Genomic DNA, 23,404 nt, shown 5'->3' on the forward strand with positions numbered 1-23,404 from the left:
ACACGTGTGGGGCATGATGGCCGCATGGGGAGCCTGGGAGACCACGCCGGTGGTGCAGGTGCCGGTGGGGGCGGCGTCGACGGCGTCGGAGGCGGCGGTGCCGGTGAGGGCAACGCCCGTGTGATCGCGGGCCGTTACCGCCTCGAGGCGCGGCTCGGCCGGGGCGGCATGGGGGTCGTGTGGCGTGCCACCGATCTGCTCCTGGGGCGCCAGGTCGCCGTCAAGGAACTGACGCGCGACGAGACGCTCTCCGACGCCGAGGCGGAGCAGCAGCGCGAGCGCACCCTGCGCGAGGCGCGGGCGGTGGCGCAGCTGCGGCACCCGCACGTCATCGTCGTCCATGACGTCGTCGTGCAGGACGAACAGCCGTACATCGTGATGGAGTTGATCGAGGGCGGTTCGCTGGCCGGGCGGATCGCGCGGGGCGGGCCGCTCGACGCGGACGCCGTCGCCCGCATGGGCATCGACCTGGTCGGCGCGCTGCGCACCGCCCACGAGGCGGGCATCCTGCACCGCGACCTCAAGCCCGCCAACGTACTCATGGAGCGGGCGACCGGCCGCGTCGTGCTCACCGACTTCGGGATCGCGCAGCTGACCGGGGCGACGACGCTCACGGAGGTCGGGTCGTTCGTCGGATCGCCCGAGTACACCGCGCCGGAGCGGATGGCGGGCGAGCGGACGGGGCCCGAGTCCGACCTGTGGTCGCTGGGCGCGCTGCTGGTCACCGCGCTGACCGGCGAGTCGCCGTTCCGCCGCGACTCCATCGGCGGGGTGCTGCACGCCGTCGTCTACGACGACTTCCGTCCGCCCGTGGCCGTCGCGCCGCTGCTGCCCGTGGTGCTCGGCCTCCTCGACCGCGATCCGGACCGGCGGCTCGACGCGGCGGAGGTGGAGGGGCTGCTGAAGGCGTACGTCGAGACGGGGCGGATGCCGGCCGTGGTGCGGGAGAGACCCGGCTCAGGGCTGACGGTACTGCCGGGGCGGGCGGCGCGGGTGGGGCGGGCGGGCTTGTCGGAGCGGCCGGGGCGGTCGGGCCTGCCGGGGTTTCCGCGACGACCGGGGCAGCCGGGACGCGTGGGGCGGCCGGGGAGGTCCGGGAGGCCGGGGAGGTCGGGACGCGGCGTCCAGACACCGGCCGAGCGGGAACTCCTCGCGAGCCAGGCCGCCGCGGGGCTCGTGAAGCCGGAGAAGCACGGCAGGGCGTTCATGGTCGCCGCCGCGCTGGTGGCCGCCCTCACGGGGGCGGGGGTCTCGGCCGCTCTGCTGCTGGGCAGGGGCGGTGACGGCAGTGACACACCGGCCACCCCGTCGTCCTCCGCGACGTCCTCCGCGACGCCGGCCTCGCCGACGCCCACGGTCACCGTGACGACGCGTACGCCGAGGCCGTCGTCGCCCGAGGCGCCCCAGGGCTACCGCATCGCGAAGGACCCGAGGGGTTTCGCGCTCGCCGTGCCCGAGCGCTTCCGTCGCCAGGAGGACGGCCCCCGCGTCTTCTACGTGTCGCCCGACGGCACCTACCGCATCGGCATCAAAGAGGCGCCCTCCGAGCCCGGCGGCCCGCTCGCCGCACAGCGCCGCGCCGACGCCGAAGGGCCGCGCACCAACCCCGGTTACCGCGACAGCAGGATCACGGAGACCACGCGCAACGGCAGGCCCGCCGCCCTGTGGGAGTTCACCTGGGACGGCTACAGCCAGGAGAAGGGCGGCCGGCGCACGCTCGACCTGTGCTGGGAGGAGGGCCGCCGGAGGTTCGACGTGTGGGTGTCGGCGCCGGCCGCGGAGGCGGGGCAGGCGCGACGGTACTTCGACGCGGCGGTGGACACGTTCGTACGCCGATGACGCCCTCGGTGTGCGCCTGACATCCCTGGGCGTGCGTCCGACATCCCCGGCGTGCATCACCCCGGTCACAATGGGGGGCCTGGCTGGAAACGTGGGGGCCCGGCACGGTACTGATGTGTGCATGAGTAACGACGGGGGAGCCTCCTACGGGCCGTACGAACCCACCAGCTTCGGCCTTCAGCCACCACAACGACCGGGAGCACCGGGAATACCGGAACAATCCGGCCAACAGGGCGGCCCTCATCCCGGCAACCCGCACCCCGGCAATCCGTACGCCCAGCCCGCCCCCCAAGCCATGCCCGCCCAGGCCGTGCCCCACCAGCCGGCCGGGTCCGAGCCGGGCGCGGGCCGGCTGATCGCGAACCGCTACCGGCTGCTCGCCAAGCTCGGCCACGGCGGCATGGGCACGGTGTGGCGCGCCAAGGACGAGACGGTGGACCGTGAGGTCGCCGTGAAGGAGCCGCGCCTCCCCGACCACCTGCCGGAGCGCGAGCGCGCCAACGCCTTCGAGCGGATGCGCCGCGAGGCGCGCGCCGCGGCCCGCCTCGACCATCCGGCCGTGGTCAACGTCCACGACGTGGCGGTCGAGGACGGCCAGCCGTGGATCGTGATGGAGCTCGTGCAGGGCCGTTCCCTGGGCGCCGCGCTCCAGGAGGGCACGCTCGGCGCCCGCGACGCCGCGCGCGTCGGCCTGGAGGTGCTGAACGCGCTGGACGCCGCGCACCAGGCGGGCATCTTGCACCGCGACGTGAAGCCGGACAACGTCATGCTCGGCCGCCACGACCGCGTCGTCCTCACCGACTTCGGCATCGCCCAGATCGAGGGCGAGACCAATCTGACGGACACCGGTGGCTTCGTCGGCTCCCCCGAATTTATCGCGCCGGAGCGGGTGTTGGGCCAGCGGCCCGGACCGGCGTCCGACCTCTGGTCGCTGGGCGTCGTCCTGTACGCCGCGACCGAGGGCGTCTCGCCCTTCCGCCGCAACAACACCCCCGCGACGCTCCAGTCCGTCCTGAACGCGACCCCCGCCGCGCCCGCGTCCGCCTCCGGTCCGCTCGCCGAGGCGATCAACCGACTGCTGGCCAAGGACCCGGCCCACCGCCCGAACGCCGCGCAGGTCCGCACCCTCCTGGAGGAGGCGTCCAGGCCTCCGCAGCCGGCACCGACACAGGTCGTCACGGTCGCGGGCGACGGCGGTGGCGCGGGGCAGCGGGGCAAGGGTGTCTTCCTGAGCCGCAAGGCCCTGGCGGTCGTCGCGGGTGTGGTCGTCGCGGCCGTGGCCGCCGGGGTCCTGGTGGCGGTGGACCCCTTCGGCGGCTCGGACGCCGGGGGCTGGAAGAAGCACGAGGCGAAGGTGGTCGCCGCCACGGTCGCCGCCCCCGAGGGGTATGTGGAGAGCAAGCCGGAGGACCCCGACACGGACAAGTCCTGGGTCAGGTACACCGATCCCAGCGGCGCCGTCTTCATCACACTCGACCTCGCGGAGAAGGGGAACACCTCGCTGGAGGTCGCGGGGACGGCGGCGGCCCAGGCGTACGCCGACGCGGAGAGGTTCGAGGAGAGCGGCGAGACGTCGTTCAGTCACATGGCCGGCGAACCCGCTCCCGTCGTCAAGACGAAGGAGACGAAGTACCAGGACCGGAGCGCCGCAGAGAACACGGTCACGTACACCGACTCGCAGACCGAGCTGCCGCACGAGGCCAAGATCCTCTACTACCGGACCAAGTCCGGTGACATGTACCGGCTGTGGATCGACTATCCCGGCAAGGGCGACTTCACCGCCCGCGGCCGCGAGGTCGCCGCGACCGCCATCGCGGACCTGGAGCTCGACAAGCTCTGAACACCTGGCACTCGACAAGCTCTGAAAACTGCTCAGAAGCCCGTCCCGCTGGTGACAACGCCCTGATCAGCGGCTTTGTCGCCAGCAATCACTGGCGTGGTGGGAGTGACCGGTGAAGCCCATTACCGATGGGTACCCAAAAGCCTGACGTGGGCCTACTCTCACGAGCATGACGGACTCGCAGGCCATCGCAGCGCCCCTCGGCACGAACCCGACCGCCCCTGCCCCCGAAGGCGCGCGCACCGCCGCCGACGTGGTCACGCCCGAGCTGATCGCCCAGCTCACCCGTGACGTCATCGGGTCGGGGCGGACGGCCAACCACACGCCGCTCACCGGCGAGAAGCTGGCCGACCTGCCCGAGTCCACCCCCGAGGACGTGGCCACCGCCTTCCAGCGGGCCCGCACCGCCCAGATCGCCTGGGCCAGGACCCCCGTGAAGCAGCGCGCCGCCGTCCTGCTCCGCTTCCACGACCTGGTGCTCCAGCGCCAGGCCGAGGTCCTCGACCTGATACAGCTGGAGACCGGCAAGTCCCGGCTGCACGCGCACGAGGAGATCCAGGCCGTCGCGGTCGCCGCCCGGCACTACGGCCGCAAGGCCCCCGCCTATCTGAGCCCGAAGCGGCACACCGGCGTCGTCCCGACCCTCACCAAGGTCACCGAGAACCGCCAGCCGCGCGGCGTCGTCGGCCAGATCGCCCCCTGGAACTACCCGTTCGAGCTCTCCATCGGCGACGCGCTGCCCGCCCTCGTCGCGGGCAACGCCCTCGTGATGAAGCCCGACACGGAGACCTGCCTGACCGCCCTGTGGGCCCGCGACCTCATCATCGAGGCGGGCCTGCCGTCGGAGGTCTTCCAGGTCGTCCTCGGCGAGGGCCCCGTCGTCGGCCCCGAGGTCGTCAAGCACGCCGACTACGTCTCCTTCACCGGCTCCACCCGCACGGGACGCGAGGTCGCGCAGGGCGCCGCCGCGCGCCTGGTCGGCGTCTCGCTCGAACTCGGCGGCAAGAACGCCATGCTGGTGCTGCACGACGCCGACATCGACAAGGCCGCGTCGGGCGCGGTGCGCGCCTGCTTCTCCTCCGCCGGCCAGCTGTGCATATCCATCGAGCGGTTGTACGTCCACGAGTCGATCGCGGACGAGTTCGTGGCGCGCTTCGCCGAGCGCACGAAGGCGATGCGGCTCGGCAAGTCCCTCGCGTACGGCGCCGACATGGGCTCCCTCGTCGGCGAACGGCAGCTGGAGACGGTGACCCGGCACGTCGAGGAGGCCGTCGCCAAGGGCGCCACGCTCGTCGCGGGCGGCGTCGCGCGCCCGGACATCGGCCCCTACTTCTTCGAGCCGACGATCCTGGACGGCGTCGAGGCCCCGATGGCCGTCTGCACCGAGGAGACCTTCGGCCCGGTCGTCTCCATCTACCGCTTCACGGACGAGAACGAGGCGGTCGAGCTCGCCAACGCCACACCGTACGGCCTGAACTCCTCGGTCTGGACGAAGGACGGCAGCCGCGGCCGCAAGCTCGCCGCCCGCCTGCGCACCGGCACGGTCAACGTCAACGAGGGCTACGCACCCGCCTACGGCAGCGTGCAGTCCCCTATGGGCGGCATGAAGGAGTCCGGCCTCGGCCGCCGGCACGGCTCCGAGGGCATCCTCAAGTACACCGAGGCACAGACCGTCGCCACCCAGCGCATCATGCCGCTCGCCCCGTCCTTCGGCCTGGACGACGAGAAGTACGCGGCGTTCATGACCACGAGCCTCAAGGTCATGAAGGCGCTCCGACTGCGTTAGCAGCACCCCGCCAGGGGCGCGGGGAACTGCGCGAGCAACCACAGACGGCCCGCGGGCAATTTGACGAGGAGAGTCGATGTCACAGGAGAGCTCTGCCCAGAACCGGGTGGGCGACGACGCTTCGTACGACTACGACGTCATCGTCGTAGGTTCAGGGTTCGGCGGCGCCGTATCCGCGCTGCGGCTGACGGAGAAGGGCTACCGCGTCGGCGTGCTCGAAGCGGGCCGCCGCTTCACGCGCGCGACGCTGCCCAAGAACTCCTGGGACCTGAAGAACTACCTGTGGGCCCCCGCGCTCGGCCTCTTCGGCATCCAGCGCATCCACCTGCTCGGCAACGTGATGGTGCTCGCGGGCGCCGGGGTCGGCGGCGGCTCGCTGAACTACGCCAACACCCTCTACGTACCACCCGAGCCGTTCTTCAAGGACCCGCAGTGGAAGGACATCACGGACTGGCAGGCCGAACTGCACCCCTACTACGAGCAGGCCAAGCGCATGCTCGGGGTGCGGCTCAACCCGACGACGACGCCGTCGGACGTCCATCTGAAGGCCGCCGCCCAGGAGATGGGGGTCGGCGACAGCTTCCACATGGCGCCCGTCGGTGTCTTCTTCGGTGACAAGGACGACGCGGACGGCCGTTCAACGACCCGCCCCGGCACGGAAGTTCCCGACCCCTACTTCGGTGGTGCGGGGCCCTCCCGCACGGCCTGCACCGAATGCGGCGAGTGCATGACGGGCTGCCGGCGCGGCGCGAAGAACACCCTCAACGAGAACTACCTCTACCTGGCGGAGAAGGCGGGCGCGGTCGTCCACCCGATGACGTCGGTCGTCGCCGTCACCGAGGACTCGCAGGGCGGTTTCGCCGTCTCCACCCTGCCCACGGATGACAGGCGCAAGGGCCGGGGCCGGACGTTCCGCGCCCGCAAGGTGGTCGTCGCCGCCGGTACGTACGGGACGCAGACGCTCCTGCACCGCATGAAGGACACCGGCCTGCTGCCGCACCTGTCGAAGCGGCTCGGCACGCTCACCCGCACCAACTCCGAAGCGCTGGTCGGCGCCCAGACCACCGACCGCCGCTACCGCAAGCGCCACGGCGTCGAGAAGGTCGACTTCACCAAGGGCGTCGCGATCACCTCGTCGATCCACCCGAACGCCACCACCCACATCGAGCCCGTCCGCTACGGCAAGAAGTCCAACGCCATGGGCAGCCTGACCGTGCTCCAGGTCCCGTACAGCGTCAAGGGCGGCAAGGCGCGCGTCGCGGGATGGCTCGGCAACGTCACCCGCCACCCCTCGCTCCTGCTCCGCTCCCTCTCCAACCGCCGCTGGTCGGAGCGGACCATCATCGGCCTGGTGATGCAGACGCTCGACAACTCCCTGACGACGTACCGCAAGGAGAAGGGCATCGGGAAGGGGCTGCTCACCGCCCGTCAGGGCCACGGCGCGCCCAACCCCGACCAGATCCCCGAGGCCACCCGGGCGGCGACGATCCTCGCCAAGGAGATCAACGGCTTCGCGGGCTCCAACATCGGCGAGCTCATGGGCACCCCGCTGACCGCGCACTTCCTCGGCGGCTGCCCGATCGGCGACTCGCCGGAGACGGGCGTCATCGACCCCTACCACCGGCTCTACGGGCATCCCGGCATCTCGGTCGTCGACGGCGCCGCGGTCTCCGCGAACCTGGGCGTGAACCCGTCCCTGACGATCACCGCGCAGGCCGAGCGCGCGATGTCGTTCTGGCCCAACAAGGGCGGCGAGGACCCGCGTCCGGCGCAGGGCGAGCGGTACGTGCGGCTCGCGGCCGTCGAACCGAAGACCCCGGCGGTCCCCGCGGACGCGTTCGGCGCGCTGCGGCTGCCGTTCCTCGGGATGCCGGCGGTGCCGCCGAGGCCCGCGGAGTAACGGCCCGCGTGCGTCCGGGTGTGCCCGGACACACGTAAGTCCCCGGACACACGTAAGGACCTGCGCCCCCCTCCGAGCGCAGGTCCTTCCGCGTGATCAAGTGCCGCGTTACGCGGCGGTGTCGGCCTTGCGGCGGCGTACGGCGAACATCGCGCCCGCCCCCGCGACGACGGCGATGCCGCCCACGAGGGCGACGGTCGGCAGCACCGAGCTGGAGCCGGTCTCGGCGAGGCTGCCCGTGTCACCGGTGGTACCGGCGGCCGGGGACGCGCTGGCGCCGCCCTGCGGGGACTTCTCGGCGGTCGGCGTCGGCGACGGCTTCGCCGGGGTGCGGGTGGCCGTGCCGGGGGTCTCGTCGGTGTCGCCCGACTTGACGATGTGGATCGGCTGGTAGTCGTCCGAGTTGTGGGTGCAGTTCTCCTCGGCGTTGAGGTATCCGCCGAGGCCGACCGCGTAGCCCTTGCCGGTCGGGGCCTTGGAGTCGATGTCGACCCGCAGCTTCACGTCGACCTGCTCGTCGGGGCCGAGGTCGGTGACGTCGAAGGCGAGGCCGCCGTTCACATCGCCGTCGATCGTCTTCCAGGCACCGGTCTTGGCGTCGTAGTACTGGAGGTCGGCGTGGCTGCCGAGCCGGTCCTCGTCGTCCTTGCCGTACGAGAAGTCGTTGACGGCCGCGATCCACTTGACCTCGCCGAGCTCCTCGTCGCTGGAGTTGGTGAGGGACAGCTCGAACCGGTGCCAGCCGCTGCCCTTGACGATCTTCTTGGGCAGGCCGACCAGGTCGACCTCCAGCTCGGACTCGGTGTCCACGCCGTCGTCGTCGACCGGGCAGTCGACCGGCTCCTCCGCCTCCCCGTCCTCCAGCTCCTCGTCGTCGAGGTCCTCGTCCTTGATGTCGTCGAGGACGTCGTCGTCCTTCGCGGGCTTCGGGGGCTTCGCGGGCTGCGCGGTCTTCCCGGGCTTCGAGGGCGGCGTGGACGTCGGCTTGCCCCCCGGCTCGCCCGTTTCCTTGTCCTTGTCCGTGTCGGTCGCGGGCGGAGTGGAGGTGGCCGTGCCCGTGGGCGTCCCGGTCGGCGTGGGCGTCCCGGAGGGCGTCGTGGCCGACGTGGCGGAGCCGGCCTCTTCGGTCGCGAAGGAGGCCGGGGCCGAGAGCAGCGCGAGCGGAGCCAGGGCAGCCGTAGCGGCCGCGGCAGCCATGGCACGACGAAGCTTCATGAAGACCTCAGGAAGTCCGGGCGCGCTGCCCGTCGGGGCAACACGGAGGTGGAGGCGTCCGAGGTGGGGACGCGGTTGTGGCCGTTGTTACGCATGCATGACCTGCGATCCCCGCGAATGGTTGTCCTCGACCTCACGGAATTCTTATGTGGGGTGGATCACAGCGCTTGTGCTGTCGTGAACGGGTGCCGTAGGAAGCCAGGGAGCTACGGAAGCTACGACAGCTACGACAGCTACGACAGCGACGGATGCAAGGGGAGGGGACAGCGTGGCCATACCCGACGAGGTGTGGGAGAGATTCGAGAACGACAGCGAGCGGGCGATCCGCTCGTCCGCGCCGAAGGAGCCGTCCGCGCGGGCGCGCATGGTGGCCGAGAGGCTGCGGCGCCTCGACGAGGAGGCCGCGCGCCGACGGATCGAGGAGGCGGGGCGGTTCCGCCGCAGGCGCGCGAAGCGGGAGGCCGCGAGCGAGCGGTGGCGGCCGGACGACTGGCGGGCGGCGCCGACGGGTCCGCGGCGCAGCGGGCGGTCCGAGCGCAGCCGCAGGGTGTGGAGCGTGGTGATCGTCATCGGCGGCATGGCCCTCGCGATCGTACTGCTCAGTCCATTCCGCTTCTGGCTCTGGGGCTGGTGAGGGCGGCGCGCGGAACCAGAATGGATCTTCCCCCGTCGTAGAAGTGCAAGCGGTGACAAGCAGGGAAGCCTTCGGGGGAAACAGAACGTGAAGTCAGCTGTGTCGCGTGTCGTGGTGGCCGTCTCGGTCGTGGCGGCTCTCGGAGCGAGCGCCGCGTGCAGCGGCAGCGGTGACGATGACGCCGAGAAGCCGGCGAAGCCGCGTGCCGGCGCGGCCTCCGCCGCGCTGGAGAAGGCGGCTCTCGCCGCGGGGGATGTCAAGGGCTACAAGGTCGAGACGCCCAAGAAGAGCGCGCGGGCGAAGGGGGCCGTCCCTGCCGGGAAGTCGTCGCCCACGGAGTGCGCCCCGCTCGCCGCGATGCTCGGCTCCGGTTCCGGTTCTGGTTCCGCATTGGGTTCCGGTTCTGGTTCTGGTTCTGGTTCCGGTTCCGGTTTTGGTGGCTCGGTGAAGGCGAAGGCGCACGTCGTCCGCGTCCTGACGCCGACCGACGGCGCGCGCTCCACGACGACGGGCGTCGAACTGGCCTCCTTCACCGAGGCCGATGCCGAGCGAGCGATGGAGGCCCTGCGCACGGCGTCGACGTCCAAGAAGTGCTCCGCCTTCCGCGTCGGCGAGCAGCGCTACCTCGGCGTGAAGTCGCTGCCGGCCCCGGAGGGCGGTGGCGACGAGGCCGTTTCGTACAAAATCGTCCATCGCACGGGTCAGTTCACGCTGCGGGACAGCGTCACGGTCGTGCGCAGCGGCTCGACGCTCGCGGTCTTCGACGCGTCGAACCTGTACGACCCGGAGGGCGTGCAGCGCGACAAGGAGGACGCGAAGGACGGCATGGGCGGCATGGAGGATTTCGAGACGCCCACGGCGGACGAGGACCCGAAGGTGCCCGCCGAGATCGTCGACGCGCAGCTCGGCAAGGTCTGACCGAGAGGTCTGACCGAACTCACACGCGCCGCGTACAACCTTTCCAGCGGTTTCCGATCGTTACGGAAAACGCTGGTGGCAGGCGTGCGTTTGCCGCTTTCATGTCGCCTCGGCGCGGGCCGTCGCCCGCGGCGTGAAACTGAAGGCAGGAAACGAACAACGTGAAGTCATCTGTGTCTCGGGCCATCATGGCCGCGTCCGTCACGGTCGCGCTGGGCCTGACCGCAGCCTGTGGCAGCGACAGCGGCAACGGCGGCGACAGCGGCAAGAAGGCGTCGGAGAAGCCCGCCGCGGGGAAGCCGGCCGCGAAGAAGCCGGCCGTGCTGACCACCGCCGACCTGGAGAAGGCGGCGCTCGTCAAGGGCGACCTGAAGGGCTACAAGGTCGAGAAGATGTCCGCGGCGGACATGCCCGCGCAGACCGTGCCCGCGGACCCGGCCGCTTGCCAGCCGCTCGCCGACATGTTCATGTTCGCCGGCCGGCCGGCGGCGGAAGCCCGCGTCGGCCGGACCGTGACCAGCACCGACGAGATGGACGCCACCGTCATCTCGTTCGCGCTGCTCGCCCATGAGCAGGCCGGCGCGGAGAAGGTCATGGACGGCCTGCGGACGGCCACGAAGAAGTGCACCTCGTACGAGCACGCGGACTCCGAGTACCGCGCCGTCACCGCCCTGAGCGCCCCGAAGGCGGGCGACGAGGCCGTCTCGTACAAGCTCGTGGGCGACATCGAGGGCCAGAAGACGCCGATGAGCTTCACCGTCGTGCGCAGCGGGTCGACGGTCGCGGCCTTCTACTCGATCAACCTGCTCAAGCCGAAGAAGTTCGGCGTGCCGACGGAGATCGTCGAGGCGCAGGTGAACAAGTTGGAGAAGACGAGCAAGTAGCCGAGGCCGGGCCTGCGGGTCAGGTGGGGCCTGCGGGTCAGGTGGGGCCGGCGGCCCAGGTGGGGCCGGCGGCTCGGGTGGGGGTGGAGCGAAGGGCCCCGCGGGACGGATCCGCGGGGCCCTTGGCGGTCGGCACCGACGTCAGGGCTGCGTCGGGGCCTCGGAGCGGCGCCGGGGGGGAGTACGCCGCTTGGTCGAGGTGCCGGTGGCCGACCCGGCGCACAGGGGGCGCTCGCGTGGTATCGACCAATGGCAATGAAGCTGTGGACGGAGGACGTGCGGTCCGCCCTTCTACGCATCGTGCTGGAAGTGCTGTTGGCTGCGCAACCGTTTCGACCCACTTCTGTTTCGACCCACTTCCGCAGGGGAAGGGCCGGGGATCCTGCTCGCGCCAGGGACGGGGTTCGGGACGGCGTCGGGGACGGAGGCCGGCCGGCTCCGGGCGTCCCCGGAACCGACCGTTCTCTTGGGTGACCGGGCTGCTGTCCCCTGCCGTCCGGTCACATCACTGGAGTGAGGTCCCACGGCGCGAGGACGCAATCCTCACGCCTCATCCCTCCAGCGGAGCCACGCGTGGTTCTTACGGGCCCGCACCTGGCTGACACGGACACCGGGACCAACGAGGCCCGCCCGGAACCGGTCACGCGCCGTACGGGTGAGAACCGACCCGAACTCGTGCGCGGGGCCGGACCGCGCGGGTCAGACGCGGCCCCGGCACAGTTCGAGGAGCGTCATCGCGAGCGTCGTGCCGGGCTTGCCGAGCGCGTCCCTGTAGTGGCCGAGGATCTCCATCTCGCGGGAGAGGTTCACGCGGCGGCCGCCGGAGGTCATACGTGCTTCCTGGATGACGGCCGACACGGCCATGCGTTCCTGTACGAGGCCGATGATCCGGTCGTCGAGCGCGTCGATCCGCTCCCGGGCGTTCTCGATCACGTCGGCGGCCTCGGGGGTCCGGGCGCCGGTCTTGTCCGCGGCGGCGGTCGTGGTCGTCATGGCGGCGGTCGTGGTCGTCATGTGGGGTCTCCTTGTCGGAAGAGGTGCCCCGGAGCGGCAGGACCCGCGTACGACAGAGCGCCCCGGGCCTTGTCGGCCCGGGGCGCCCGGTAAGTCGCTTGTCGGTGGGATCAAGCAGCTCGACCATGGCAGCCGGCAGGCCGGTTGCCATAGGTAAAGAGGAAGCTGAGGTGCTTGGTCACGGGATCAGTATGCCCCCACGCGCGCGTGCCGGGTCAATCCGGACTCCGTACGGCTCGGATACTGAGACGGCTTCTGATCCTCCCCTGAGACGGCTCCCGATCCGCGGGGGCGCCGTCGGATACGACGAAGGCGTCGCGCCGAGACCGTTAGAATTGACAAACACAGACCCCCTGCTCACGCACGAGCCTCTGCTCACGCACCGCTCAAGCTCAACGCCGGAAGGCCGCCGCCGTGCCATCAGCGCCCCCCGCTGCCGCCGCTCCCGACACCGTTCTGGTCGTCGACTTCGGAGCGCAGTACGCCCAGCTCATCGCCCGTCGCGTCCGTGAGGCCCGCGTCTACAGCGAGATCGTGCCGAGCACGATGCCCGTCTCCGAGATGCTCGCCAAGAAGCCCGCCGCCATAATCCTGTCCGGCGGCCCTTCCTCGGTGTACGCGGAGAACGCGCCGGCCGTCGACCGGCAGCTCTTCGAGGCCGGCGTCCCCGTCTTCGGCATGTGCTACGGCTTCCAGCTGATGGCCACCACCCTCGGCGGCACGGTCGACAACACGGGCGCCCGTGAGTACGGCCGCACCCCGCTGGCCGTCTCCAAGGCCGGCTCCACTCTCTTCGAGGGCACCCCCACCGAGCAGTCCGTGTGGATGTCGCACGGCGACGCGTGCAGCGCCGCACCCGAGGGCTTCACGGTCACCGCGTCCACGGACGTCGTGCCGGTCGCCGCCTTCGAGGACGACGAGAAGAAGCTGTACGGCGTGCAGTACCACCCCGAGGTGATGCACTCCACGCACGGCCAGCAGGTCCTGGAGCACTTCCTCTACCGCGGCGCCGGCCTCAAGCCGAACTGGACGACCGGCAACGTCATCGACGAGCAGGTCGCCGCAATCCGCGAGCAGGTCGGCAACAAGCGCGCGATCTGCGGCCTCTCCGGCGGCGTGGACTCCGCGGTCGCCGCTGCGCTCGTGCAGAAGGCCATCGGCTCGCAGCTCACCTGCGTCTACGTCGACCACGGCCTGATGCGCAAGGGCGAGACCGAGCAGGTCGAGAAGGACTTCGTCGCCGCGACCGGCGTCAAGCTGAAGGTCGTCGACGCCCAGGAGCGGTTCCTGAACGCCCTCGCCGGGGTCAGCGACCCCGAGGAGAAGCGGAAGATCATCGGGCGCGAGTTCATCCGTGTCTTCGAGCAGGCCCAGGCGGAGATCGTCGCCGAGGCCCCCGGCGACCAGCCGGTCGAGTTCCTGGTCCAGGGCACCCTCTACCCCGACGTGGTCGAGTCCGGCGGCGGCACCGGCACCGCGAACATCAAGTCCCACCACAACGTGGGCGGGCTCCCCGAGGACCTCGAGTTCCAGCTCATCGAGCCGCTGCGCAAGCTGTTCAAGGACGAGGTCCGGATGGTCGGCGCCGAGCTCGGCCTGCCGGACGAGATCGTCCAGCGCCAGCCCTTCCCCGGCCCCGGCCTGGGCATCCGCATCGTCGGCGAAGTCACCAAGGACCGCCTCGACCTGCTGCGCGAGGCCGACGCCATCGCCCGCGAGGAGCTGACGGCGGCCGGTCTCGACCGGGAGATCTGGCAGTGCCCCGTCGTGCTGCTCGCGGACGTCCGCAGCGTCGGCGTCCAGGGCGACGGCCGCACCTACGGCCACCCGATCGTCCTGCGCCCCGTCTCGTCCGAGGACGCCATGACGGCCGACTGGACCCGCATGCCGTACGACGTCCTCGCGAAGATCTCGACACGCATCACGAACGAGGTCGCCGACGTGAACCGCGTCGTCCTCGACGTGACGTCGAAGCCGCCGGGGACCATCGAGTGGGAGTGACCCCGAGGGGCTGAGGTCCCGGGGCCTCGGGCCTGAAGGGTTTTCCGTACGCTTCCTGCTGAGCGCCGGTGCCGCCATTTCCGAACGGAGTGGCGGCACCGGCGCTCTCACGTCCGCCGGGTCGTGCGGACCGGGGCGCCCGGCTTCCACAACTGCACCGCCAGGTACTTCTCGTCCTCGATGTACGTGCGGACCACCTCCGTCAGCTCGGTGCGGAAGAGGTGGAAGGCGTCCGGGTCCGGCGGATTCACCGATTCCGTGTACCGCGCCACGGCCTCGGGGTCGCGCACCTCCACCGCCCGCCCCGCCACGCGCACGTCGCCGCCCGCCATCCCCGTGCCCGGGCCGGGGTTGGCCTGCAACGCGAAGCGCGGGTCCCGGCGCAGGTCGAGCGCCTTGACCGAGCCCGGCATCATGCCGAGCCACAACTCCCCGTGCAGGAAACGGACTTCCAGCCCGGTGGTGCGCGGCGACCCGTCCTTGCGGAGCGTCGCGAGGATGTGGTGGGTGAACGCGCCGAAGCGCTCCTCGACGGTCGCGGCCAGCTCCGGCTCCGCTGCGGCGAAGGCTTCCCAGTTGACTTCCTCGTTGAATGGCATGTGTCCAGTCTTCCGCCGATACCGGACACCTTCTGTCGCCTTTTAGCGAACCGTTGATCGCGCCGCGCCTCTGTCCTCCTTGGCTCCCCACCGGTAACTTCCGCCCCGTACAGCCAGGGATGGAGGACACATGCAGGCGCCCACACCGATACCCGTCGAACGGTTGCAGTTCGCGATGCCGCCCGTCCACGAGTCCGTGACGGACGAACGCCGCCACCGCAAGGAGAGGCTCGCCGGCGCGCTGCGGATCTTCGGCCGCTTCGGGTACGAGGACGGGGTCTCCGGCCACATCACCGCGCGCGACCCGGAACACACCGACTGCTTCTGGGTGAACCCCTTCGGCATGCCCTTCAAGCACGTCACCGTCGGCGACCTCGTCCTCGTCAACGCCGCGGGGCAGGTCGTCGAGGGGCGCCATCACGTCAACCAGGCCGCGTTCACCGTCCACGCCCAGGCCCACCTGGCGCGGCCCGACGTGGTCGCCGTCGCCCACTGCCACTCGCTGCACGGCCGCGCGCTCTCCACACTCGGCGAACTCCTGGACCCGATCACCCAGGAGGCCTGCGCCTTCTACGAGAACCACGCGCTGTACGACGGCTACACCGGGGTCGTCGTCGACGCCGAGGAGGGCCGCAGGATCGCGGCCGCACTGGGCGACCACAAGGCGGTCATCCTGCGCAACCACGGCCTGCTCACCGTCGGGGACTCCGTCGACGCCGCCGCCTGGTGGTTCATCTCCATGGAACGCTCCTGCCAAGTCCAGCTGAGCGCGCGGGCCGCCGGCCGGCCCGTGCTGATCGGCCACAAGCAGGCGGTGCAGACCCGCGAGCAGCTCGGCAGCGATCTGGTCGCGTGGATCAACTACCAGTCCCTGTGGCAGGACATCAGCCGCAGCGAACCGGACCTGCTGACCTGACCCGGCCGTCAACGCCGGGCCGGGCCATTCACCCCCACTGACCTGACCCCGGCAGTTCGTTCGCCCTTCAGTGCGGCACAATTCGCTCTCTCTGCAAGGAAGTTCGCATGGGCCCCCAGGGGCTTCGAGGGTGGGAGAGGCGGCGTACGCGGTGGCAGTGCAGGAGGCGGGGCAGGGCGTGCACGGGGGTGGCTGCACATGCGGCGGCTGCCCGCACGGGGCGCGCGAGGGGCACCGGAGAGCCGTGGCCGCGTTCCTCGCCAAGCGGGACGAACTCGCCTCCGGGCAGGGGCTCCCGGCGGCCGTCGCCCACTCGGCGGGCGCCTCACGGCAGTGGGTGTCGGACGAGCTGACGCAGTCCGCGCACACCGTCGCCGAGCGCGGCAGGGCCGAGGGCGAGGCCTGGATGCGACGGCTCTGGACGCGCACACTCTGCGTCGTCTGGATCTCCTTCGGCGTGCTGCTCCTCGTCCAGGCGCTCACCGCGATCGGCGCCGGCTGGTCGGACGCGCGGGCGGCCGGGCTCCTCGCGGCCCTCGTCGTGGGCGGGCTGCTGACCGGCGCGGCATACACCCACCGTGCGCGCGGCGGAGTCCTCGCGCCGGTGATCGGCGAGGACAACCGGCTCTCCACATCGCGCGCCGTGGCCGCCGCCTGGGTGCTCCTCGTCGTCTTCGCGGTGCTCGTCCTCGCGGGCGAACTGGCCGCCGCCTCGGACCACCGGCAGCGCGACGAACTGATCGCCGGCCTCGACCTGGCCCGCGCCGCCGGAACGGTGACCGTCCTCGCCGTGGTGTGCGCGGTCGCCGTCCTGGTACGCAGAGTCGTCGGCCTGCGCGTGCTCGGCCAGCGCCTGCAGAAGGTGCGCGCGGACCGGCCGCGGGCCGCCGACCCACTCACGGACGACGAGGGGCGCGGCAGCTTCAGCGACGCGCAGTACGTCCTGGTCAACGCCGTCGCCGTGATCTTCACCGCCGTACGCCTCGCGCGGCGGCCCGAGCAGCTGCCCGACCTGCCGTGGGGTCTCGCCCTGCTCGTGCTGGTGTCCGCCGCGACATATCTGGCGGGGAAGTACTCCGAAGGCGGCCGTCCCGTGATCCTCTCCGTCGTCCGCGCCCGCGAGGCCGGTGACCTCGACGCACCCATCCGCACCGGCGACGACATCGAGATCCGCGGCGCGGGCTTCGTCCCGCCCGGAGCCGGGGACGCGGACCGGCTCGCCCGCACGGTCGTCCGCATCGGCACCGTGCACGTCCACGTGCCGCTCGTGCCCGTGCCGGGCGGCTTCGCCAACCCGACCGACGCCACGCTGACCGTGCCCGTCCCCGTCGACGTCGAGCCCGGCCGCGTCGATGTCCAGGTCGTCACGGCCGCGGGCGTCGAGACGAACCGCGTCACGATCGATGTCACAGACTGAACCATCTGTCTCCCCCTCTTTGTCCGCATCCCGGCCCGTGACCGTGACCCGTGCCCCTGCTGTTCTGTGGCCTGTGTCCCGTGTAGTGAAATCCGCTGCACATGGGTGAGCAGCAGCGCCCCTTCGTACGTATCGTCGGAAGACGGGACCATGCGAGAGGCGGCGGAGTGCCATGGCGCACGGCATACGTACGGACAGCCCCACCCACCACGTCAGGCGTGCCGACTGGCGGGACTCCGCCACCCGCTACGCCCTGCTCCCCCTACGGATCTTCCTGGGCGTCACCTTCATCTACGCCGGCCTGGACAAGCTCACCGACAGCACCTTCATGCAGGCGAGCGGCGCAGGCTCGATCGGCGCCCAGATGGAGGGCGTCCGGGACATCTCCGCGATCCCCCCTCTCGTCGACATGTCCCTCAAGAGCCCCGTCGGCTTCGGCTACGCCATCGCCCTGGGCGAGCTGGCCGTCGGCATCGGCACACTCATCGGCCTGTTCGCCAGGGTCGCGGCGCTCGGCGGCGCGCTCATCTCGCTGAGCCTCTGGCTCACCGTCAGCTGGCAGGAGACGCCTTACTACTACGGCAACGACCTGGCGTACCTGATGGCGTGGCTGCCACTGGTGCTCGCCGGAGCCGCTGTCTTCTCCGTCGACGCCCTGCGCGCCGCCCGCCGCGATGGGAACGGACCGGGACCGGGCGAGGGCGTGTCCTAGTCCTGCCGCTGGTCCTTGGCGCCGCAGGAGCGGCCGGCCGGGTGGGCGGCGCCCCTCCGACGTATCCCGTTCCGACGTATCCCGGTGATCGCCGCCGTCACGCCCGCGAGGAACAGACCGGCCATGAGGAGCGGCAGCGCGACGAACCAGGGCGCGTCCCAGGCTCCGCCCGCGTCGCCCGCGTACACGACGGCGACCAACAGCAGGAAGAGGCCTGCCACCAGCTTTCCGGGGTGGAATTCATGACGTAGCACGGGTCACCTTCGCTTGTCCGACGCCGACTTCGAGGCGCAGATCGATCGTGCCGCCGTCCTTGCTGCCCGCGGGCGGCCGCAGCGTCACCTTCTTCTCCCGGCCCGGAGCGATGTCCAGGTCCTTGTTCTTGTCGTCCGGCAACACGATGTCGCCGACGCCCACCTCCGCGTCGAGCCGCACGGTGGCGTCCTTCGGCACGATCACCCGGAGGTCGCCCGCGCCGACCTCGGCGCCGGTCTCGAGCGTCTTTCCCTTACCGATCTCGACCTTGCTCAGATCGAGCGTGCCCCTGCCGAGCCCCACCTCGTACTGCGGCCGGACGTCCGCCACGGCCGTGGGTATCCAGTCCGCGCGGGCGTAGTGCGTCGTGATGTTCTTCGGCAGGGCCGCCGAGGCGGCGAGGAGACCGGCGGTGAGCACCGCCAGCACGATCGACCCCGCGCCGGTGCGCCCGAGGAAGGCGCTGACCGCGATACCTAGGCCGAACACCGCCAGCGCGCATGCGAGACCGGCCTGAAGCGTCGTGCCGAGCGGGTGCTCCTCCCAGGTCAGGCTGGTGCCGAGGCCACCCGCGAGGAGAGCGAACAGGAACACCCAGCCACCGATCCAGCGCGGCCCGCTGGGCTGCGGCGCCGGGTCGGCCGCCGCCGTCTCCCTGCGGGGCATACCGCGGTGGTGGCTCGCCGGCTGATAGCCGATGTCGAGGCCTTCGGGGCCCCAGAAGTAGCCCGAGATCCCGTCGTGCGTACCGTCCTTGACTATCGGGTCGCGCCACCATGAAGGCCCTCCGGCGACGGGTGGCGCCTTGGCCTCGGGCGGGGCGTCCGCCGCGGCCTGCGCCGTCGCCTGATCGGTGTCGAGGGTGTCACGCTGCTGCGACCAGTACCCCGCGCCCGCGAGGAGCAGGGTCAGGACGGCGGCGAAGGTGAGCGCCCCGCCGTTGTTCAACAAGGTGAGGAAGACGCCGCAGCCGACCAGGGCGAAGAGCACCGCGGTCAGCGCCTGGCCGTCGACCCGGCCGGAGAGGAGCCTGCGCGCCTCGTTCTCCTCCTCGTCCTCGTACGGCACGAAGAGCCAGGCGAAGCCGTAGAAGACCAGGCCGAGGCCGCTCGTTATGGCGAGGACGGCGAGGCCGATGCGGAAGACCACCGGATCCATGTCGCAGTGCCGGCCGAGCCCGGCGCACACGCCGCCGAGCTTCTTCTGCCTGCGGTCGCGGCGGAACTTCCGCTCCTCCGCGGGCAGGGCCGGCGCGTGACCGCCCGCGGGACCGGCCGGCTCGCCGTGCGCGGTGCGCAGGGCATCGCGGATGGCGGCCTCGGTCTCCGTCTCGGCGGGCTGCTGATCTCTCATGCGTCCATGGTGACTGCCGCAGGCCCGCCGCGGCAGTCGGGACGACCCTGGCCGAACCCTGATATCGCCCCTGAGACGGCCCGGGGCGCACCCCTGACAGGGCCGGGGCAGGGGCCGAGATCAGGGAAGTCTCGGGGGTCGACCCTGATGCTCGTGCCCGGGCCCGCGTGTGAGGATCGATGACATGCCGGAAGCCGCTGCCCCGCCCATCGAGGACGTCCGACCGCTGCGCAAGCTCTATCGCAGCGGCGACGGCCGTTGGCTCGGCGGCGTCGCGCGCGGCCTCGCCGGACACCTCGGGCTGCCCGTGATCTGGGTCCGGCTGATCTTCGTCGGGCTGTTCACCGCAGACGGCCTCGGCGCGCTGCTCTATGCGGCGTTCTGGTTCTTCGTCCCGCTCGGGATCGGCGGCGTCGACTCCGAGCGGCCGCCCGCGGCCGTCACCGCCGAGACCACGCCGGACGGCCGCCGAAGACTCGTGGCCCGCAAGCCCGACAAGGGGCAGCTCGTCGCGCTCCTCGCGATGGTCGTCGTCGCCATGGTCTTCGTCGGCAATGTGGACCTGGACGGCTCGACCAAGGCCTATGTCGTCCCGACCCTGCTCGTCGCCGCGGGTGTCGCCCTCGTCTGGCGGCAGGCGGACAACGCCCGCCGGGCGCGCTGGATGGCGGTCGGCCGTCGCAGGCGCACCCTCACCATCGCCCGGTCGGCGGCCGGTGTGCTCCTGGTCGGCGCCGGCGTCTCCGGCATCTTCGTGTTGCAGGGCTCCGCCGCGCACCTCGGCGCCGTGCTGCAGGCCTCGCTCGCCGTGCTCGTCGGCATCGCGCTGCTCGCCGGCCCCTATCTCGTCCGCATGATGCAGGACCTGTCCGAGGAGCGGCTGATGCGCATCCGCGCCCAGGAGCGAGCCGAGGTCGCCGCCCATGTCCACGACTCCGTGCTGCACACCCTCACCCTGATCCAGCGCAACGCGGAGAGCGCCGGCGAAGTGCGCCGCCTCGCCCGCGCCCAGGAGCGGGAGCTGCGGGCCTGGCTCTACAACCCCGAGGGCAGCGGCAAGGACGAGGACGAGGAGCCCGACACCCTCGCCGAGGCGGTCCGCCGCAGCGCCGCCGAGGTCGAGGACAAGCACGGCGTCCCCATCGAGGTCGTCGTGGTCGGCGACTGCCCGCTCGACGAGCCGCTGACCGCACAGATGCAGGCCGCGAGAGAAGCGATGGTCAACGCCGCCAAGTACGGTGGCGAGGGCGGCGCGGTGCAGGTCTTCGCCGAGGTCGAGGAGGACATGGTGTTCGTGTCCGTGCGGGACCGCGGTCCCGGCTTCGATCTGGATTCCGTGCCGGACGACCGCATGGGCGTACGAGAATCGATCATCGGCCGCATGCAGCGCAACGGCGGCACGGCGCGGCTGCGCGCGGTGCCCGGCGGCGGCACGGAAGTCGAGCTGGAGATGGAGAGGACGGCGACGACATGAGCGACGCGACCGGGGCGAGCGAGCCCACGGAGCCGACCGGGACGGACGAGGACGGCGGTGCGGGCGGGCGTCGCGTGCGGGTCGTCCTGGTCGACGACCACCGGATGTTCCGTACCGGAGTGCAGGCGGAGATCGGCCGGACCGACGTCACCGGCGTCGAGGTCGTCGGCGAGGCCGCCGACGTCGACCAGGCGGTCACGGTCATCACGGCCACCCGGCCGGAGGTCGTCCTCCTGGACGTGCACCTGCCGGGCGGCGGTGGGGTGGAAGTCCTGCGTCGCTGTGCGCCGTTGATGGCCGACGCGGAGAGCCCGGTGCGCTTCCTCGCGCTGTCGGTCTCCGACGCCGCCGAGGACGTCATCGGCGTCATCCGGGGCGGCGCCCGCGGCTATGTCACCAAGACCATCACCGGCACCGACCTGGTGGACTCCATCTTCCGTGTGCAGGACGGGGACGCGGTGTTCTCGCCGCGCCTCGCCGGATTCGTCCTGGACGCCTTCGCCTCGACGGACGCGCCCCCGATCGACGAGGACCTGGACCGCCTCACGCAGCGCGAGCGGGAGGTCCTGCGCCTCATCGCGCGTGGTTACGCGTACAAGGAGATCGCCAAGCAGCTCTACATCTCCGTGAAGACGGTCGAGTCGCACGTCTCGGCGGTGCTGCGGAAGTTGCAGCTGTCCAATCGGCATGAGCTGACGCGGTGGGCGACGGCGCGGCGGCTGGTCTGACCGGACGGCGGACGGCGATCGGCGGTGCTCGGGGCTCAGGCAACGCGTGCGGCTCACGCCACGCGTGTGGCCCCCGCGAACGGCATCTGGTCGATGGGTGCGAGCCGCACGGGGGCGCTCGGGTTCGGGGCGTGGATCATCTGGCCGTTGCCGACGTAGAGGCCGACGTGACTGATGCCCGAGTAGAAGAACACCAGGTCCCCGGGGCGCAGTTCGGAGCGGGAGACGCGCTCGCCCGAGGCGATCTGGGCGTAGGTGGTGCGGGGGAGTGCGACGCCCGCCGAGCGGTAGGCGGCCTGGGTGAGCCCTGAGCAGTCGAACGCGTCGGGGCCGGTGGCGCCCCAGACGTAGGGGCTGCCGATGGCCTTGTACGCGTAGGAGATGGCGGACGCGGCGCGGGCGTTGGGGGCCTTGGCGGTGCCCAGGGGGGCGTTCCGGGTGGTTGAGCGGGAGGCGCGGTCGTCTGCTTCCCGGCCGGTGAGTTCCGCGCGCTGCTCGGCGGTGAGCCGGGACAAGAGCCGCTTCGCCTCGGCGAGCTTCCTGGTGATCGTCTTCTTGTGCTTGTTCAGCTCCGCCTGGCGTGCGCGGAGCGCGGTCAGTCGGTCGTCGGCCGCGCCGCGCAGCCGGTCCATCTCCCGGAGCTGCTTCCGCACATCGTGGACGGCGAGGGCCTGGCGGCTGCCGGCCCGGTCGGCGCGTGCCGCGCGGTCCAGGAACTGTGCCGGGTCGGAGGAGAGCGCGAGCTGTACGGAAGGGTCGATGCCGCCTGTGCGGTACTGGGCGGCGGCGTACGAACCGAGGCTGTTGCGGGCGGTGTTGAGCTTCTCCGTCTTGCGGGCCGCCGTGTCGCGCAGCTCGCGGAGTGATTTCTCGGCCTTCTCGGCCTTCTCCATCGCGCCGTTGTACTTCTCGGTGGCTGTCTCCGCCTCGCGGTAGAGCGAGTCGACCTTGGACTTCACCTCGGCGGGGCTGAGCCGGGGGTCCGCGTGTCCCGTGCCGTCCAAGGCGGTGGCCGACGCGGCTCCGGCGAGGGCGAGGGTCGCGGCGGTGCGGGCGGTGCTGCCGCTGAGTGAGCGCTGTCTGGGCTTGCGGTGCGCTGCCACGAAGTGGGGCTCCTCACGTGTCCGGCGGCGGCCCGCACAGGGGGAACGGGCCGCCGCCGGCTTTCTCGGCGGTGGCGACCGACAGCCGTCCAGGTTCGGACGGCGGTTGGGGAGCCGGTCACCTGGTGGAGGACGCTAAACCTGGCTGTCACGGGTTGGTGAGGGATTGTGCGCATCTGGCGGAAGTGGGCGGACAGTGACCGACAACGACCGTGCCGTTCGCCGGACGACGGCCGCTTGGTGCGCGGCCGTGACCGATGGCTCGTTTGCGGCTTGCCCGGCCGGAGCGAGGTGATATGGGGGCGCCTGCCATGCCCGGCCCGAGGCCCGGCTAGGCTCCGGCCTCATGGACCTACTCATCCATCTCTTCGTCGGCCTGCACATCATCGGCATCGCCTCGCTCCTGGGCGGCTTCCTGACCCAGATGAAGCAGATGGGCCAGGGCACCGCGCGCTTCAGCCCCGGAATGCTGCACGGCGCGTTGATCATGCTCGTCACCGGTGTGGTCCTGGTGGGCCTCAACCAGGCGGACGACAACACGGTCAACAACGTCAAGATCGGCATCAAGCTGGCCTTGCTGATCGTGATCCTCGCACTGGTCTACGTGAAGCGGGACGAGGAGAAGGTCGACAAGGGCATGTTCGGTGCGGTCGGCCTGCTGACCACGGCGAACATCTTCATCGCGGTGCTGTGGACCTGAGTTCCGCACCTCTACGCGCGCGGGGGGGGGGGGGGGGGGGGGGGGGGGGGGGGGGGGGGGGGGGGGGGGGGGGGGGGGGGGGGGGGGGGGGGGGGGGGGGGGGGGGGGGGGGGGGG

Annotated in this window: 20 protein-coding genes; 14 read left to right on the forward strand and 6 right to left on the reverse strand. The window is 71.4% G+C overall.

Annotated elements, in window-relative coordinates; all coding sequences use genetic code 11:
• Window positions 1-24 precede the first annotated feature (24 nt).
• The 4 genes from ACZ4Z4_RS30270 (at window position 25) to ACZ4Z4_RS30285 (ending at window position 7,365) form a co-directional block, all read left to right on the forward strand.
• Window positions 25-1,839: a protein kinase domain-containing protein gene (locus ACZ4Z4_RS30270; protein WP_468334180.1), complete on the forward strand. Its 1,815-nt coding sequence runs from the start codon at window positions 25-27 to the stop codon at window positions 1,837-1,839.
• A 121-nt stretch (window positions 1,840-1,960) separates the two neighbouring features.
• A complete protein-coding gene (locus ACZ4Z4_RS30275; protein ID WP_468334183.1) occupies window positions 1,961-3,679 on the forward strand; it encodes a serine/threonine-protein kinase in 1,719 nt (572 codons plus the stop codon).
• 169 nt (window positions 3,680-3,848) lie between these two features.
• On the forward strand, window positions 3,849-5,465 hold the full coding sequence (locus ACZ4Z4_RS30280; RefSeq protein WP_468334187.1) for a succinic semialdehyde dehydrogenase: 1,617 nt from the start codon (window positions 3,849-3,851) through the stop codon (window positions 5,463-5,465).
• Between the two features lie 76 nt (window positions 5,466-5,541).
• Window positions 5,542-7,365, forward strand: coding sequence for a GMC oxidoreductase (locus ACZ4Z4_RS30285; protein WP_468334190.1), 1,824 nt, complete (start codon window positions 5,542-5,544; stop codon window positions 7,363-7,365).
• 108 nt (window positions 7,366-7,473) lie between these two features.
• Here the strand turns inward: ACZ4Z4_RS30285 and ACZ4Z4_RS30290 are convergent, their stop codons facing one another.
• The gene (locus ACZ4Z4_RS30290; RefSeq protein ID WP_468334193.1) at window positions 7,474-8,580 is read right to left on the reverse strand and encodes an LPXTG cell wall anchor domain-containing protein; all 1,107 of its coding nucleotides are present in this window, start codon (window positions 8,578-8,580) and stop codon (window positions 7,474-7,476) included.
• A gap of 268 nt (window positions 8,581-8,848) precedes the next feature.
• On the opposite strand from ACZ4Z4_RS30290, the gene ACZ4Z4_RS30295 reads away from it, so the two are divergent.
• The 3 genes from ACZ4Z4_RS30295 (at window position 8,849) to ACZ4Z4_RS30305 (ending at window position 11,016) form a co-directional block, all read left to right on the forward strand.
• Window positions 8,849-9,214: a hypothetical protein gene (locus ACZ4Z4_RS30295; RefSeq protein WP_468334196.1), complete on the forward strand. Its 366-nt coding sequence runs from the start codon at window positions 8,849-8,851 to the stop codon at window positions 9,212-9,214.
• An 87-nt stretch (window positions 9,215-9,301) separates the two neighbouring features.
• Window positions 9,302-10,132 (forward strand): hypothetical protein, encoded by an 831-nt coding sequence (locus tag ACZ4Z4_RS30300; RefSeq protein WP_468334199.1) that lies wholly within the window; start codon window positions 9,302-9,304, stop codon window positions 10,130-10,132.
• Between the two features lie 173 nt (window positions 10,133-10,305).
• Window positions 10,306-11,016: a hypothetical protein gene (locus ACZ4Z4_RS30305; protein WP_468334202.1), complete on the forward strand. Its 711-nt coding sequence runs from the start codon at window positions 10,306-10,308 to the stop codon at window positions 11,014-11,016.
• A 699-nt stretch (window positions 11,017-11,715) separates the two neighbouring features.
• Here ACZ4Z4_RS30305 and ACZ4Z4_RS30310 read toward each other — a convergent pair.
• Window positions 11,716-12,030, reverse strand: a complete 315-nt coding sequence (locus ACZ4Z4_RS30310) for a chorismate mutase (protein WP_468334205.1) — start codon at window positions 12,028-12,030, stop codon at window positions 11,716-11,718.
• 414 nt (window positions 12,031-12,444) lie between these two features.
• Here ACZ4Z4_RS30310 and guaA point away from each other — a divergent pair, with 414 nt between their 5' ends.
• Window positions 12,445-14,031: a glutamine-hydrolyzing GMP synthase gene (gene guaA / locus ACZ4Z4_RS30315; protein WP_468334208.1), complete on the forward strand. Its 1,587-nt coding sequence runs from the start codon at window positions 12,445-12,447 to the stop codon at window positions 14,029-14,031.
• 107 nt (window positions 14,032-14,138) lie between these two features.
• Here the strand turns inward: guaA and ACZ4Z4_RS30320 are convergent, their stop codons facing one another.
• Window positions 14,139-14,630: a pyridoxamine 5'-phosphate oxidase family protein gene (locus ACZ4Z4_RS30320; RefSeq protein WP_468334211.1), complete on the reverse strand. Its 492-nt coding sequence runs from the start codon at window positions 14,628-14,630 to the stop codon at window positions 14,139-14,141.
• A gap of 130 nt (window positions 14,631-14,760) precedes the next feature.
• Here ACZ4Z4_RS30320 and ACZ4Z4_RS30325 point away from each other — a divergent pair, with 130 nt between their 5' ends.
• The 3 genes from ACZ4Z4_RS30325 (at window position 14,761) to ACZ4Z4_RS30335 (ending at window position 17,675) form a co-directional block, all read left to right on the forward strand.
• Complete coding sequence (locus ACZ4Z4_RS30325; RefSeq protein ID WP_468334214.1) at window positions 14,761-15,546, forward strand: class II aldolase/adducin family protein; 786 nt, start codon at window positions 14,761-14,763, stop codon at window positions 15,544-15,546.
• A gap of 151 nt (window positions 15,547-15,697) precedes the next feature.
• Window positions 15,698-16,963, forward strand: coding sequence for a hypothetical protein (locus tag ACZ4Z4_RS30330; protein WP_468334217.1), 1,266 nt, complete (start codon window positions 15,698-15,700; stop codon window positions 16,961-16,963).
• 172 nt (window positions 16,964-17,135) lie between these two features.
• Window positions 17,136-17,675: a DoxX family protein gene (locus ACZ4Z4_RS30335; protein ID WP_468334220.1), complete on the forward strand. Its 540-nt coding sequence runs from the start codon at window positions 17,136-17,138 to the stop codon at window positions 17,673-17,675.
• On the opposite strand, the gene ACZ4Z4_RS30340 is transcribed toward ACZ4Z4_RS30335, so the two are convergent.
• Both ACZ4Z4_RS30340 and ACZ4Z4_RS30345 read right to left on the reverse strand, forming a co-directional pair.
• Window positions 17,672-17,929: a hypothetical protein gene (locus tag ACZ4Z4_RS30340; protein ID WP_468334222.1), complete on the reverse strand. Its 258-nt coding sequence runs from the start codon at window positions 17,927-17,929 to the stop codon at window positions 17,672-17,674. The two genes, ACZ4Z4_RS30335 and ACZ4Z4_RS30340, sit on opposite strands and share 4 nt — an antisense overlap.
• Window positions 17,916-19,283 carry a PspC domain-containing protein gene (locus ACZ4Z4_RS30345; protein WP_468334225.1) on the reverse strand — a complete coding sequence of 456 codons (1,368 nt, stop codon included), beginning with the start codon at window positions 19,281-19,283 and terminating at the stop codon, window positions 17,916-17,918. The genes ACZ4Z4_RS30340 and ACZ4Z4_RS30345 overlap by 14 nt, the downstream gene beginning before the upstream one ends.
• 184 nt (window positions 19,284-19,467) lie before the next feature.
• Between ACZ4Z4_RS30345 and ACZ4Z4_RS30350 the strand changes: the two genes are divergently transcribed.
• Both ACZ4Z4_RS30350 and ACZ4Z4_RS30355 read left to right on the forward strand, forming a co-directional pair.
• Entirely contained in the window at window positions 19,468-20,757 is a 1,290-nt protein-coding gene (locus tag ACZ4Z4_RS30350; protein WP_468334227.1) for a PspC domain-containing protein, read from the forward strand.
• Window positions 20,754-21,485: a LuxR C-terminal-related transcriptional regulator gene (locus ACZ4Z4_RS30355; RefSeq protein WP_468334230.1), complete on the forward strand. Its 732-nt coding sequence runs from the start codon at window positions 20,754-20,756 to the stop codon at window positions 21,483-21,485. The genes ACZ4Z4_RS30350 and ACZ4Z4_RS30355 overlap by 4 nt, the downstream gene beginning before the upstream one ends.
• A gap of 53 nt (window positions 21,486-21,538) precedes the next feature.
• On the opposite strand, the gene ACZ4Z4_RS30360 is transcribed toward ACZ4Z4_RS30355, so the two are convergent.
• Complete coding sequence (locus ACZ4Z4_RS30360; RefSeq protein ID WP_468334233.1) at window positions 21,539-22,588, reverse strand: C40 family peptidase; 1,050 nt, start codon at window positions 22,586-22,588, stop codon at window positions 21,539-21,541.
• 346 nt (window positions 22,589-22,934) lie between these two features.
• Here ACZ4Z4_RS30360 and ACZ4Z4_RS30365 point away from each other — a divergent pair, with 346 nt between their 5' ends.
• Window positions 22,935-23,288, forward strand: a complete 354-nt coding sequence (locus tag ACZ4Z4_RS30365) for a hypothetical protein (protein WP_362993363.1) — start codon at window positions 22,935-22,937, stop codon at window positions 23,286-23,288.
• Window positions 23,289-23,404 lie beyond the last annotated feature (116 nt).

This window comes from Streptomyces sp. NPDC030245 (genome assembly GCF_055572995.1).

What these genes read in the sequence shown, in the direction of transcription:
- ACZ4Z4_RS30345 (WP_468334225.1), bottom strand. Translation starts at nt 19,283, where the DNA reads ATGAGAGATCAGCAGCCCGCCGAGACGGAGACCGAGGCCGCCATCCGC.
- ACZ4Z4_RS30335 (WP_468334220.1), top strand. Translation starts at nt 17,136, where the DNA reads ATGGCGCACGGCATACGTACGGACAGCCCCACCCACCACGTCAGGCGT.
- ACZ4Z4_RS30270 (WP_468334180.1), top strand. Translation starts at nt 25, where the DNA reads ATGGGGAGCCTGGGAGACCACGCCGGTGGTGCAGGTGCCGGTGGGGGC.
- ACZ4Z4_RS30325 (WP_468334214.1), top strand. Translation starts at nt 14,761, where the DNA reads ATGCAGGCGCCCACACCGATACCCGTCGAACGGTTGCAGTTCGCGATG.
- ACZ4Z4_RS30350 (WP_468334227.1), top strand. Translation starts at nt 19,468, where the DNA reads ATGCCGGAAGCCGCTGCCCCGCCCATCGAGGACGTCCGACCGCTGCGC.
- ACZ4Z4_RS30355 (WP_468334230.1), top strand. Translation starts at nt 20,754, where the DNA reads ATGAGCGACGCGACCGGGGCGAGCGAGCCCACGGAGCCGACCGGGACG.
- ACZ4Z4_RS30290 (WP_468334193.1), bottom strand. Translation starts at nt 8,580, where the DNA reads ATGAAGCTTCGTCGTGCCATGGCTGCCGCGGCCGCTACGGCTGCCCTG.
- ACZ4Z4_RS30320 (WP_468334211.1), bottom strand. Translation starts at nt 14,630, where the DNA reads ATGCCATTCAACGAGGAAGTCAACTGGGAAGCCTTCGCCGCAGCGGAG.
- ACZ4Z4_RS30285 (WP_468334190.1), top strand. Translation starts at nt 5,542, where the DNA reads ATGTCACAGGAGAGCTCTGCCCAGAACCGGGTGGGCGACGACGCTTCG.
- ACZ4Z4_RS30310 (WP_468334205.1), bottom strand. Translation starts at nt 12,030, where the DNA reads ATGACGACCACGACCGCCGCCATGACGACCACGACCGCCGCCGCGGAC.
- ACZ4Z4_RS30275 (WP_468334183.1), top strand. Translation starts at nt 1,961, where the DNA reads ATGAGTAACGACGGGGGAGCCTCCTACGGGCCGTACGAACCCACCAGC.
- ACZ4Z4_RS30365 (WP_362993363.1), top strand. Translation starts at nt 22,935, where the DNA reads ATGGACCTACTCATCCATCTCTTCGTCGGCCTGCACATCATCGGCATC.
- ACZ4Z4_RS30280 (WP_468334187.1), top strand. Translation starts at nt 3,849, where the DNA reads ATGACGGACTCGCAGGCCATCGCAGCGCCCCTCGGCACGAACCCGACC.